This window comes from Rhodothermaceae bacterium (genome assembly GCA_009838195.1).
Classification (GTDB): domain Bacteria; phylum Bacteroidota; class Rhodothermia; order Rhodothermales; family Bin80; genus Bin80.
The window spans coordinates 72,470-85,814 of the sequence record VXSC01000002.1; the positions used below are offsets into that span (position 1 = coordinate 72,470).

Annotated in this window: 12 protein-coding genes; 2 read left to right on the top strand and 10 right to left on the bottom strand. The window is 50.6% G+C overall.

Features of this window, described 5'->3' with window-relative positions:
- Positions 1-34: 34 nt before the first annotated feature.
- The 5 genes from F4Y64_00355 to sufB are packed head-to-tail and all read right to left on the bottom strand — an operon-like array spanning position 35 to position 5,643.
- Complete coding sequence (locus F4Y64_00355; GenBank protein MXX96061.1) at positions 35-370, bottom strand: DUF59 domain-containing protein; 336 nt, start codon at positions 368-370, stop codon at positions 35-37.
- Positions 367-2,070, bottom strand: coding sequence for a SufS family cysteine desulfurase (sufS, locus tag F4Y64_00360; GenBank protein ID MXX96062.1), 1,704 nt, complete (start codon positions 2,068-2,070; stop codon positions 367-369). The genes F4Y64_00355 and sufS overlap by 4 nt, the downstream gene beginning before the upstream one ends.
- 17 nt (positions 2,071-2,087) lie before the next feature.
- Complete coding sequence (gene sufD / locus F4Y64_00365; protein ID MXX96063.1) at positions 2,088-3,377, bottom strand: Fe-S cluster assembly protein SufD; 1,290 nt, start codon at positions 3,375-3,377, stop codon at positions 2,088-2,090.
- A 3-nt stretch (positions 3,378-3,380) separates the two neighbouring features.
- On the bottom strand, positions 3,381-4,142 hold the full coding sequence (gene sufC / locus F4Y64_00370; protein ID MXX96064.1) for a Fe-S cluster assembly ATPase SufC: 762 nt from the start codon (positions 4,140-4,142) through the stop codon (positions 3,381-3,383).
- Between the two features lie 40 nt (positions 4,143-4,182).
- Positions 4,183-5,643, bottom strand: coding sequence for a Fe-S cluster assembly protein SufB (gene sufB, locus F4Y64_00375; protein ID MXX96065.1), 1,461 nt, complete (start codon positions 5,641-5,643; stop codon positions 4,183-4,185).
- 139 nt (positions 5,644-5,782) lie between these two features.
- On the opposite strand from sufB, the gene F4Y64_00380 reads away from it, so the two are divergent.
- Positions 5,783-6,115 (top strand): iron-sulfur cluster assembly accessory protein, encoded by a 333-nt coding sequence (locus tag F4Y64_00380; GenBank protein MXX96066.1) that lies wholly within the window; start codon positions 5,783-5,785, stop codon positions 6,113-6,115.
- 94 nt (positions 6,116-6,209) lie between these two features.
- Here F4Y64_00380 and F4Y64_00385 read toward each other — a convergent pair whose 3' ends face one another.
- The 4 genes from F4Y64_00385 to F4Y64_00400 all read right to left on the bottom strand — a co-directional run bounded on the left by F4Y64_00385 (position 6,210) and on the right by F4Y64_00400 (position 9,078).
- Positions 6,210-6,686 (bottom strand): DUF192 domain-containing protein, encoded by a 477-nt coding sequence (locus F4Y64_00385; GenBank protein ID MXX96067.1) that lies wholly within the window; start codon positions 6,684-6,686, stop codon positions 6,210-6,212.
- The gene (locus F4Y64_00390; GenBank protein MXX96068.1) at positions 6,683-7,234 is read right to left on the bottom strand and encodes a DUF192 domain-containing protein; all 552 of its coding nucleotides are present in this window, start codon (positions 7,232-7,234) and stop codon (positions 6,683-6,685) included. The genes F4Y64_00385 and F4Y64_00390 overlap by 4 nt, the downstream gene beginning before the upstream one ends.
- Positions 7,198-8,358 (bottom strand): radical SAM family heme chaperone HemW, encoded by a 1,161-nt coding sequence (gene hemW / locus F4Y64_00395; protein ID MXX96069.1) that lies wholly within the window; start codon positions 8,356-8,358, stop codon positions 7,198-7,200. The genes F4Y64_00390 and hemW overlap by 37 nt, the downstream gene beginning before the upstream one ends.
- A 204-nt stretch (positions 8,359-8,562) precedes the next feature.
- Positions 8,563-9,078, bottom strand: a complete 516-nt coding sequence (locus tag F4Y64_00400) for a hypothetical protein (GenBank protein MXX96070.1) — start codon at positions 9,076-9,078, stop codon at positions 8,563-8,565.
- A gap of 263 nt (positions 9,079-9,341) precedes the next feature.
- Between F4Y64_00400 and F4Y64_00405 the strand changes: the two genes are divergently transcribed.
- Positions 9,342-10,547 (top strand): acyl-CoA dehydrogenase, encoded by a 1,206-nt coding sequence (locus tag F4Y64_00405; protein MXX96071.1) that lies wholly within the window; start codon positions 9,342-9,344, stop codon positions 10,545-10,547.
- Positions 10,548-10,666: 119 nt separating this feature from the next.
- Here F4Y64_00405 and F4Y64_00410 read toward each other — a convergent pair whose 3' ends face one another.
- Positions 10,667-13,303, bottom strand: a complete 2,637-nt coding sequence (locus F4Y64_00410; GenBank protein ID MXX96072.1) for a pyruvate, phosphate dikinase — start codon at positions 13,301-13,303, stop codon at positions 10,667-10,669.
- Positions 13,304-13,345: the final 42 nt, after the last annotated feature.

Here is a 13,345-nt window from a genome sequence, read left to right on the forward strand (position 1 = left end):
TTCTCGGAATGTGAAGGGAATGGGGTTAGGTGAGCTACAGGAAGCCGAGTTCAAGTTTTGCCTCATCGCTCATCATGTCAATCGTGAAAGGAGGGTCAAATGTAAGTTCCACATGTGCATCCGTCACGCCTTCTGTGAGCATGACTACAGATTCAACTTGGCTGGGGAGACTGTCTGCCACTGGACAATTTGGGGTTGTTAATGTCATGGTGACAAATGCACGGTCATCCTCATCAAGCCGAACCTTGTAGATGAGTCCCAGGTCATATACATTAACCGGGATTTCAGGATCGTAGACCTGCCGGATCGAGGCAATAATCTCGTCAGCCAGCCCGGTAGTTTTAGAATTGTTTATGATTTCGCAGTTCATAGGGCCTTGGCAAGAAATGCTTCTTTTTGAATACGCTCGATCATTCGGTTCAACCCATTTTTCCGGCGTGCAGTGATAAGACTGGGGAGGCCTATATCATTTACTAGGGCAAACAGGTCGGTCTGCAGGATGGTTTGCGGCGCTTGGCCGTCCATTAGACGGACTAAAAGTGCAATCATTCCACGAGTGATCAGTGCGTCACTGTCTGCCTCAAAATAGATTCGACCATCACGTACTGTACTGTGCAGCCAGACCATTGCCAGACATCCGTGAATCCGGTTGGCCTCGGTCTTGAGTGAGTTGTCGATAGCTTTCAGGTTTTCGCCAAGTTCAATCACATATTCTCGTCGATCATCCACGTCTTCAAAAAGCTCCAGGTCCTCCAGCAAGGCTGCTTTGCGAGCTTCAATAGATTCTTCGGTAGATGAGGGGGAGTCTATTTGATCAGCAGTTGAAGATGCAAGTGTCTTTCGGGAGTGCCCTGCGACAATCTCGTTGAGTCTTGCGACAAGAATATCAATATCTTCTTTTGTATTGTAAGCTCCGAGAGAAGCACGAACGGTACCCGAGATGCCAAAGTACTTCATCAGTGGCATTGTGCAGTGATGTCCCGTTCGCACCGCAATGCCGGCTTGATCCAGTGCATGGCCGACATCATATGGATGATGTCCTTCAAGCAAGAAGCTTACGGCGCCTACCTTTTGGGAGGCAGTACCCACAATCGCCAGGCCAGGTACAGTCTGGAGCTCTGCCTGCGTGTAGTCAATGAGGGCTTCTTCTTTTTTCCGGAGTACATCCATACCAATCCCCTCCAAATAATCAATCGCTGCTGCCATGCCAATCACCCCTGCGATATTCGGAGTACCTGCCTCAAACTTATGTGGAACCTCCGCCCATGTTGAAGATGTGCGATGTACTTCTTCAATCATATCCCCGCCTCCGTGCCACGGAGGTAAATCCTCTAATAGTTCTTCTTTTCCATAGAGGAAACCCACGCCAGTGGGGCCATAGGCTTTATGACTGCTTGCGCAGTAAAAATCACAATCCAATGCCTGCATGTTCAGAGGTAGGTGCGGCAATCCTTGCGCTCCATCCAGGAGAACGATGATATCTCTCTTGTGTGCTTCCGCAACGATGTCTTCCACCGGATTGAGGGTCCCCAGGCTGTTGGAAACGTGGCCCAGAGCAATGAGGCGCGTTCTACTGTTCATATGTCTCACAAACGCATCGACGCTGATCGTGCCAGCTAAGGACACGTCCAAAACACGCAACTGTGCATCGCGTTCTTTTGCGAGTAATTGCCAAGGGACGAGATTGGAATGGTGCTCCATGACCGTCGTCAGAATCTCATCACCAGGTCGGATATACTTTCGACCGTACGTAGAGGCAACCAGATTGATTGCTTCGGTTGTACCCCGTGTGAAGACAATATTTTTTTCGCTTTCTGCCCCTATAAACCATGCCACGCTCTTTCGGGCAGCCTCGTATCGATCCGTTGCACGCTGGCTTAAGTAGTGGACACCACGGTGCACATTACTGTGTTCATGTGCATAGTAATGTGCCAGACAGTCGACAACGCATTGAGGTTTCAGTGAAGAGGCGGCGCTGTCCAGATACACAAGCGGCTTGCCATGCACACGCTGATGCAGTGCGGGAAAATTAGCCCTGAGGGCATCATCTCTCAAAGCAAGATCTACCATTACACGCGGTGCCCGCGTTAACGCAACATGCGCTCCACATGGTTATAGAGCGTTTCATGCATCGCCGAAACAGGCGCTTTTTCGATAATATCGCCAGCAAATGACATCAACATGAGTCGACGAGCTTCTTCCTCGCAGATCCCACGGGAACGGAGGTAGAAGAGCCCATCTTTATCCAACTGACCAGTCGTTGCTCCATGAGAGCATTTGACATCGTCAGCATAGATCTCCAGAGCCGGCTTAGAATACATCCGTGCAGTATCTGAGAGTAAAATACTCCGATTTGTCTGGTAGGCATTGGTCAACTGTGCATCCTCACGCACGAGAACCTTGCCGTTGAATACGCCGATTGCGTGATCGTCCAGAATCCCCTTGTAGTACTCGGAGCTGTAACAGTTTGGTTTCGCGTGGTCAACGAGTGTGTTATTATCAACATGAGAGCGTCCACGTGCCATGAACAGTCCTTGAAGCAGACTCTCACAGTGTTCCGCATTGGGGAGGATTGACAGATTATTTCGGGTCAACTCGCCCCCGAACGTAAATGTACCACTATAAAATCTGCTCTGAGTTTCCTGGTATACGCTCAGGTTAGTAATACGACTGACCGCGGGGGTTCCCACTTGTAAATCCAGATAGTCAACATGCGCTTCCTTTCCGACATGAATCTCCGTGACCGCATTCATCAGCAGAGAAGCTGAGCCCGCAAATTCAGTCGATTGCAAAACCTGTATGGAGGCACCATCAGCCGCATGAATGAAGGTTCGCGGTTGCACCAGGGTGGGTTCGTTGCATGTAACAACGTGAAGAATATGAATTGGGTGATCAAGTTTGATGCCGGGAAGAGCGGTGATGACAGCTCCATCTTTGATGAATGCCGTATTCAAGGCCACAAAAGGATCTTCAGCATAGTCTGCATGACTCCCCAAGTATGCTTGAACGATATCTTTTTCCGCGGCCGTAGAGAGGCTTTCGATAGAAACTCCTGCAGGAACTTGATCAAGCCGGGACTGCTCGGGTGCGAGGCGGCCGTTCACGAATACTGCCACATGCGGCGTGTCCAATACATCAAGTCCCTTAGCCGGAGCCTGGTCCGCTTCCGCAATTTGATAGGCTCGACTGATGATCGGTGTCACATTCGTGTACTTCCAGGATTCATTCTTTCGTTCAGGAAAGCCAGTCTGTGCAAAGCACTCAATTGCCTTTTCTGAGAGGTCAGAAAGCGGATCTGCCGTACCATTCAGGGATTGGTAGCGCTTATAGACCGCCAGGAAACGATCTTCTACACGATGATCTATCAATTCGGGCATAGTCTAAGCAGGTACTTGATCTTGAACCCAATCATAGCCGCGTTTTTCAAGCTTGATTGCGAGCTCCTTACCACCGGATTGAACAATCTGTCCGTCGACCATCACATGAACAAAGTCAGGTACGATATAATTCAGAAGGCGTTGATAGTGCGTGATAATCAAAAATCCACGCTCGGGGGTTCGCAACAGGTTGACGCCGTGTGCAACACGTCGTAGTGCATCAATATCGAGCCCGGAATCGGTCTCGTCCAGGATGGCCATTGTAGGTTCAAGCATGGCCAGCTGGAAGATTTCATTCCGCTTTTTTTCTCCACCTGAGAAGCCCTGATTTACCGAGCGCTGTTTGAGGCGGGGATTCAACTCGATCAGAGCTGCTCTTTCCTTGGCAAGGCGCAGCAGTGCAGCAGCACCCAAAGGCTCTTGTCCGCGGTGTTCCCGCACGGAATTCACGGCCTGTTTCAAGAAATTCATCATGCTGACCCCAGGTAATTCAACGGGGTACTGAAAGGCCAGGAACACACCTTCGCGGGCGCGCTCGTCCACATCCATCTCCAGGAGGTCCTCTCCAAGATAATGTACGGAGCCGCTGTCAATCTCATAATCCTCACGTCCTGCGAGGATGGAGGCCAAGGTGCTTTTGCCTGAACCATTTGGTCCCATAATGGCATGAACCTCGCCGGCATTTACCGAGAGGTCAACGCCTTTAAGGATGGTCATATCTTCAACGGAGGCCCGCAGCCCCCGGATTTCTAAAATTGGTGTCATTCCCTATGATATTGATCAAGTATGATCCGCGAGTGAATATTTACCCAACGGATCCTTCAAGTTCAATGGCCAGGAGTTTTCGTGCCTCTACGGCAAACTCCATCGGCAATTTGGTTAGAATTTCCTGGCAGAATCCACTTACCAGCAGCTTGATAGCATCTTGCTCGCTGATTCCCCGCTGCTGGCAGTAGAACATTTGATCTTCTCCCACCTTACTCGTCGTTGCTTCATGTTCTACCTGTGCGGTTGGATTATATATTTCCAGGTACGGAAAAGTATGGGCTCCACAACGGTCTCCCAAAAGCATGGAGTCGCATTGCGCAAAATTCCGAGCATTCTCGGCTTTCTTGTTGATGCGCACTAATCCACGATAGCTATTATTGGATTGCCCCGCGGAGATCCCTTTGGAGATGATTGTACTGGATGTATTTCGGCCGAGGTGGAGCATTTTCGTCCCGGTATCGGCCTGTTGCCGCCCTTTTGTAAACGCGACAGAATAAAATTCCCCGATAGAATGATCCCCTTTCAGAATCACGCTGGGGTACTTCCAGGTGATTGCAGATCCCGTTTCGAGTTGCGTCCATGAGATCTTGGATCCGGCTCCTTCGCAAATCCCTCGCTTGGTCACAAAATTAAACACGCCTCCTTTTCCATCGGCATTGCCGGGATACCAGTTTTGGATGGTTGAATATTTTACCTCGGCGTCTTTATGTGCAATAATCTCAACGACGGCGGCGTGGAGCTGATTTTCGTCTCGGCGTGGAGCTGTGCAGCCTTCGAGATAGGACACATAGGATCCCTCTTCGGCCACAATCAGGGTTCTCTCAAACTGTCCGGTCCCTGCCTGATTAATCCGGAAATAGGTGGACAATTCCATTGGACAGCGAACTCCGGGCGGGATATAGCAGAACGAGCCATCGCTAAATACAGCCGCGTTCAGGGCCGCGTAAAAATTGTCGGTATGGGGAACCACGCTCCCCATATATTTGCGGACCAAGTCACCATGATTCTCGATGGCTTCAGTAAACGAACAGAATATAATCCCGAGCTTGGCCAGCTCTTCCTTAAAGGTTGTGGCAACCGAGACGCTATCTACAACCGCATCTACAGCGACACCGGCAAGCACTTTCTGCTCCTCAAGAGGAATTCCCAGTGCTTCGAAGGTTTTCAGCAATTCAGGATCCACTTCATCCAGACTCTCGTAGCGGGGTTTACTCCCTGGAGCGGAATAATAACTGATATTCTGAAAATCAATTTCAGGATAGTCCAGATGTGCCCAGCGGGGATATTTGTCTGTATCGGATGCCAGTTTCTGCCAGTGTCGAAACGCTCGGAGACGGCTCTCCAGCATCCAGTCAGGATCCTGCTTCTTGGCCGAAATCAGTCGAATTACGTCTTCGTTCAATCCCTTCGGGATCGTATCGGAGGCAATATCCGTCGACCAGCCATGCTCGTAGTCGCTTTCGGCTACTTGATGCAGGTACTGAGTATCCGTGTTCATGTCAATTGATGGCTATGTGCAGGGGCATCTAAGATGCGTAACACGCAATCTGATGAGATCAGTTCGGTAAACCTTCTGCATCTATCTTCGTTCCTGTATGCAGCGGTCGATTAATGTCTACTCCAATAGCAATTCACAGATGTTTCTGAAGATAACAAAGCGGGCTGGTGAGCAGATTCGTATGGTAGCCATGCAGGAAAACGTTGATCTGGATGAAGCCTATGTGCGATTGGCAGTTATTCAGGGCGGCTGCTCGGGGCTCACGTATGATTTAGGTTGGGACACCGAAGTAAAGGAAGGGGATTCCCAGATTGATCTGGATGGATTGTCCATTGTCGTAGATCGGCGCAGCGGAATGTATCTCGACGGGACAGAACTGGATTTTACGGATGGGTTAGAGGGGAAAGGATTTCATTTTTCCAACCCACAGGCGGCTAGAACCTGTGCATGTGGAGAATCCTTCGGTCTGTAGGACCGAACGTTAGAACGTATTTCTCCTGCTGCCTGGGCTCCATCCGAGATTCGACATAACGAGTGGAGTTTTCGGAAGGGAAAGCGGTAATCGGTCAGTGACGAACCCAGCGCACCTGGTCACCTTCTACGATTCCTCTTGTATCAGCAAAACCACCAGGGACTTCCAACACAAACTGTGCCGGTGCGCCTCCCACGATTGGCTCATCTGAGTATGGTCGTGCGTACTTCGCAATATCCACAATGGTCGAATCGTTGGAAATGAAGAGAAGGTCTAGAGACAGTGGGGTATTCCCCATCCAGAATTGTCGGATTTCCTGCTGATCAAACAGAAACAGCATCCCCGATTCCGGTGGAAATGAGGTCCGCTGCATCATCCCCCGCTCACGAAGCGAGTCCGTGTCTGCAATCTCGATGTCGAGGGAGAGGAGAGTTTCGCCCACCCGCACGAAATCAAGTGACCCATCAACCCTGAATGGAATTTCAGGTGCTGCCGGAGTTGGCTCAGGCGAGTTTTGGCATGAAGATGCCAGGACAATGAGAAGAATCAAGGGAGCAAAATGGTATTTCATTCTGTATTCTCTGTTTTTCGCCACTGTATACGTGTTGAGGTGTCGATGCCAAAGCGATCACTGAAGCCTCCGCGTACTTCGACCACGTATTGAGCAAGATCTGTGGAGCGGATAAATTCACGCGAAAGAGGGGTCGTGCGTTTCGCAATGTTGACGATCGCTGAGTCCGCCCCAATGAATATGATGTCCAGTGGAATAGGCGTGTTTGCCATCCAGAAGCTCAGAGAGTCAGGAGTCGGGAAAATGAACAGCATTCCCTGACTGAGTGAGAGTTGACGGCGGTGCATTAAGCCGGTTTCACGGCTCTCATCATCCTCTGCGAATTCAATCTCAATCGTTCGGATGATCTCTCCATTGCTACCGACAAAGTCAAGTTCTCCCACCGCAGGTTCAACGGGTTCTTCTGAGCATCCTTGGAGCGCAATCACGGCAATGACGGCGATAAGTATGTGTCTCATACGGGCGTAACAGGTTGCAGTCCGGTGTTTCAACCGAATCCTATATGGCTGGTTCAGCCAGGCCATAATTCTGTTGTCAGGCCGTCGCATACGTGCATCCCTTTTGTAGTAAGCCGTATGCACGTTCCATGCTGGATAATCAGGCCTTGGAGGACCATTTTTTCCAGTTCTTTCTGCTTATGTCCAATAAGATCGAAGCCATATCTCTTCCTGAGGTGTTCCAGATCAAGCCCTTCAGATGTGCGGAGTGCCAGCATGATTCTCTCTCGGGTCAGGTCATGATCGGAAAGGGTTTCTCTGCTACCTGCAGGGGAATATTCTTTGGTTACCATCTCGGTGTAGGCACGTAGATTTCGGACATTTTCCCATCTGAGAGCCTGCCCATCCTGCCACCAGAATGAATGAGCACTGGGGCCGATTCCAAGGTAGTTCGTGTGGTGCCAGTAACGCATATTGTGTTCTGAGCGATGTTTTGGACGTGCAAAGCTTGATATTTCGTAGTGCTCGAGTCCGAAGGACTTCAGCGTGACCATTGCCTGCTGAAATTGATCGGCTACTTGTTCATCGGGGGCCGGTTTGACGATCCCCCTCTGAACCTGCTTATGCAGGGATGTACGTGGTTCAATCGTTAGACTATAGGTGGAAATATGCGGCACACCAGTTTCTGCGGCACGCTGCAAATTATCCTGCCATCCCTGTGCGGATGCTCCCGGAATTCCAAAGATTAAATCAAGGGACCAACTGGCAAATCCGGCTGCATGGATTAGGTCGCAGGCATGGGATGCCTGCTCTGAGCTGTGGCACCGGTTCATAAAACGTAACTCTTCATCCCTGAAAGATTGAATACCAAGGCTGATTCGGGTAATCCCGGCATTTTTGAGTTCTTCGAGCCCTGTAGCGGTGATATCCTCCGGGTTTGCTTCCAGTGTAATTTCGCAAACCGAGTGCATATCAAAGCAGGTATGAATTTGCATCAGAATCTGGGCGATTGCTTGTGGGGACAGGCGTGAGGGTGTGCCTCCCCCGAAATACACAGTGGACAAGCGTGTATCGGGAAAATTCTGAGCGACCTGTGTGATTTCTAGGCAAAGTGCGTCAACGAATTTGTCGTGGCCATGCTTTGTGGTCACGAAGTAAAAATCACAATACGAGCATCGCTGCGTGCAAAAAGGGATATGCACATAGAGGGATGCACTCTGGCGGCTCAGATCCATTGCGCCAGCGAATCAGTGATGGGATTAGACATCAGGATTATCATTGCATCCTGAGCGGGGAGTTTCTTGATTTGTTTACCAACCCGCGAGCATCATCACAAGCGATTGGGATCAACGGCAGCAGGTCAGGGAGAATCTACAGGTCGCAGGCATATATGTCCAACTAACGAACCGAGACTGCGGTCAGCGAACCGTATCAGGGTCTTATAGAATGACACCGAAGCGGACAGGAAGCTGCATTTCAACTGATGATTCAACTACAATCAAAGAAGGGATAAATTCGACATACAGAGATGTAGCCTGGAGCGAGAATGCCCATCCCATACCAGCATTGATCGAAGGGCCAGATTCGGCTGAGTCGGCATCGCCGCCCAGTGTTATATTCGCACCAAGCCCAAAAATCAGATAGGGTGAGCGTACATCTGCAGCATCTAACGTGACAATAGCCGTAACCGTCGGATGAAAAAAGTAAGCCGCGTCATCCCGGCCCTTCAGGATATAGTTGACGAAGTTGGCACTGGTGCCAATCGAGAGATCTGCGTTTACCACCCAGGCAAGACGTGTATCTATTCCGATGCCGACCGCCTGATCTCCGGTCCCCACTACCGCGCTCATTCCGACCCCCAACCTGGGGCGCGGGAAGCCTTGGGCGTGCAGATCAGGTGCCGTTGTAGAGAAGGCGATCAAAAAGAACAAAATTCCACTAAATCCCAGTCGCATCGCAGCAGTGCAAATTTTTTAGAGACGGCATTTCCAACCCTAAGATAATAGATATGTTGCGGATGAACTGTATTCTGGCTATGATGTACGAACGGCTTTTATGGATCTATCCGCCGGGAGAGAGGATCAACCCTCGGGCATTCGGGTAATTGATACTCCATTCGAGGTGAGACGAGCCGGGGGAGAGTTGAAAATGTTGCAAAAGATTGGGAGACGATGATGAGTGAGATTCATTCAACCCAAACATACCCAGAACCGAAAATATGTCGCTGAAGATTGATGATGTGCTTTATCTGGAGGGCACGTTGAGCGAAGAGGAAGATCTGATCCGGAAATCTGCCAGAAGATATGCACAGGAAAAGCTTGAACCCCGTGCACTGGAGGGCAACCAAGACGAGATTTTCCACACGGAAATCGCAAAAGAAATGGGGGAGATTGGACTCCTGGGGGCGTTCATTCCTGAAAAGTATGGCGGTGCTGAAGTCAGTTACACGGCCTATGGATTGGTGGCGCGTGAGCTGGAGCGGATAGACTCGGGATACCGTTCATTTATGTCGGTACAATCCTCCTTGGTGATGCTGCCCATATGGAAGTTTGGCACAGAGGAGCAGCGGACGACCTTTCTTCCTCGTTTAGCCACAGGAGAGATCATAGGTTGTTTCGGATTAACCGAACCGAATCATGGATCTGATCCCGGCTCAATGGAAACGACGGCGGTCCGCGATTCCGGCGGTTGGAGATTGAATGGAGCGAAAATGTGGATCACCAACTCTCCAATTGCAGATATCGCGGTCGTGTGGGCGAAGGCAAAGGAATCCAAGGAGGATCCGGGTGTCATTCGGGGATTTCTCGTAGAGCGGGATAGCGAAGGACTTACAACTCCAAAGACCGGCAATAAGATGAGCCTCCGGGCTTCCATAACGGGAGAAATTGTACTTCGTGATGTATTCGTTCCAGATGCAAGGGTATTCCCGGAGGTTCGGGGACTCCGGGGACCATTCACCTGTCTCAATAGTGCTCGCTACGGCATCGTCTGGGGAGCCTGTGGAGCGGCAGAAAATTGCTTTGAACGAGCACGTCGGTATGTGATGGAGCGAAGCCAGTTTGGACATTCGCTTGGAGCGATGCAGCTCGTACAAACAAAGCTGGCCAACATGCTTACGAGCATCACGCAAATGCAGCTATTGGCGTGGAGGGTTGGCGAACTCATGGACGCAGATCAGGCCATCCCAGAAATGGTCTCGATGGCTAAGCGCAACAATTGCAATACCGCTTTAGAGATTGCGAGAACTGCACGCGATATGTTGGGCGGTAATGGGATCAGTGGCGAATTTCGGGTAATTCACCATATGGTCAACCTAGAAAGCGTAAATACTTATGAGGGCACCTATGATATTCACGGCCTTATACTCGGGCGTGCGATCACGGGAATTCAGGCCTTCGTTCCGCGTGGAAACCCACCAGAGTAGACCTGCTATCTCCTGAAGAGTACTCCCACCAGCTTCCTGAGTCAGGTGTGGAGCTTGCGAAATCGGCCTTTCAGGCACGGATGTAACCGAAAGGCCGATCCCTTAGCGTATGTGTCGGCTTATTTCTCTGCCAAATGGGCCTGCGCCGCAGACAGCCGCGCAATCGGAACTCTGAACGGAGAACAAGACACGTAATCCAGCCCCAGGCGGTAACAGAATGCAACGGACTGTGGTTCTCCGCCATGCTCTCCACAAATGCCAACCTTTAAGCCGGTATTGGCACTTTTGCCACCCTCAGTAGCGACTTGAACAAGCTGGCCGACCCCCTCCTGATCAAGAACCTGGAACGGATCATCCGGCAGAATCTTTTGCTCTACGTACCCGGGCAGGAATTTTCCAGCATCATCTCGGCTATACCCGAAGCACATCTGTGTCAAATCATTCGTGCCAAAGGAGAAGAAGTCTGCTTCCCTTGCGATCTCTTTTGCAGTCAATGCTGCTCGCGGAACCTCAATCATGGTTCCAATCAGATATTCTATACGGGTCCCCGTTTCTTTGAATACCGTCTCTGCAGTTTCCTGAATCAGGGCTTTCTGATTCCGAAATTCTTCTACCGTTCCAATCAGAGGCACCATGATTTCTGGGTGAGGATCAATTCCCGCCTTTTTGGCTTCCACAGCTGCCTCAATAATTGCCCGTGTTTGCATGGTCGTGATTTCGGGGAAGGTAATCCCGAGGCGGCAGCCGCGATGCCCAAGCATCGGGTTAAATTCGTGAAGTTCCTCAATTTTCGCCTCCACTTCGCCGACAGGGACACCCATCAGTTCGGCCATTTCCGCTTTGCCGGCTTGATCATGAGGGAGAAATTCATGGAGCGGTGGGTCCAGTAAGCGAATCGTGACTGGCATACCGGACATCGCTTGGAAGATTCCAAAGAAGTCCTCCTTCTGGAAGGGGAGTAATTTGCTGAGCGCTGCTTCACGCGCGCTTTCGGATTCAGCCAAGATCATTTCCCGGACATTCTGGATACGATGTCCTTCGAAGAACATGTGTTCCGTGCGGCAGAGCCCAATCCCTTCAGCTCCAAAAGTGATAGCCTTTTCTGCATCTTCCGGGGTGTCAGCATTGGTTCGGACTCCCATTGGACGAACCTCATCCGTCCACTCCATGAAGGTTGCAAAATCTTCACTCATTTGGGCACTGACAAGTTCTTGAGCCCCAAGAATGACCTCACCAGATGAACCGTTAATGCTAATCCAGTCCCCTTCGTGGATAATCTTGTGTCCAACCTTAAAAGATTTGGTTGCATAACTGATCACGATATCTCCGCAGCCTGCGACACACGGTTTTCCCCAACCACGTGCCACGACGGCTGCATGGCTGGTCATTCCACCTCTTGAAGTTAAGATTCCCTGGGCCGCATCCATCCCGCCCACATCTTCCGGGCTCGTTTCAATGCGGACCAGAATCACTTTTTTGCCATCTTTGGCCCAGGCCTCAGCTTCGTCCGCTGTAAAAACAACTCGTCCGACTGCAGCTCCAGGTGAAGCGGGTAATCCGGTAGCCAGGACGTCATCCTGATAGGCAAGCTCATCTTTGAATCCTGGATGGAGCAGTTGATCAAGGTGCCCAGGCTCAACGAGATCACGGACGGCGGTGACCTTGTCGGTGATCCCTTCGTTCACCAGATCGACAGCCGTACGGAGGGCAGCACGCCCGGTCCGCTTTCCGTTACGGGTCTGCAAGATATAGAGCGATCCATCCTGGATCGTAAACTCGATATCTTGCATGTTCTGGTAATGTTTTTCGAGTGCGGTCGTCATTTCCAGCAACTCTTTATAGGGTCGAGGAAATTCTTTTGTCATTTCCGAGATGGGTTTCGGCGTACGAATACCGGCAACGACATCCTCCCCCTGAGCATTGACCAGATATTCGCCATAAAGCTCGGGCTCTCCGTTCGAAGGGTTGCGGGTAAAGCAGACCCCGGTTCCACTGCTCTCCCCCATGTTCCCGTAGACCATTGCCTGCACATTGACAGCAGTACCGAGTAAGCCGGTAATCTTATTAATACGGCGGTACTTGATTGCGCGCATACTGTCCCATGAATTAAATACTGCATTTATCGAATGCTCCAATTGTATTTGCGGGTCGGTGGGGAAGGAATGGCCAGTATGTTTTTCGTAGATAGACTTGAATTCCAGTACTAGAATCTTCAGGTCCTCTGCATCCAAGTCTAGATCATCGGTGACTTTTTTGGCTTTTTTCATCGAAGCAATTGCTTCTTCAAAGTAGTGATGGTGGACTCCCATCACGACATCTCCAAACATATCAATAAAACGGCGGTACGCATCATAGGCGAAGCGCTCATTCCCGGTTTCCTTGGCAAGTCCCATCACGACATCGTCGTTCAGGCCCAAGTTGAGCACAGTATCCATCATGCCGGGCATGGACTGTGCGGCACCGCTTCTGACAGAGACGAGAAGTGGACGTTCAGGATCTCCCAGCGTACGCCCAAGAGCTTTCTCAAGATGATGTATTCCGTCTTGAATCTGTTCCCGAAGCCCTTCAGGCCAAGTATGCTCGTTGCTACTGTAGAAGCGACAGGCTTCCGTCGTTACGGTGAAGCCAGGGGGAACGGGCAGGCCGATGGAACTCATCTCTGCCAAGTTGGCCCCCTTGCCACCAAGCAAGGCTCTCATTTCTTTTGAACCTTCAGTTGCTCCGTTACCGAAGCGATATACATATTGGGTGGACATGATTAATTTTTTAAATGGTAGTCAGTCTAGTGAAGGCGATTT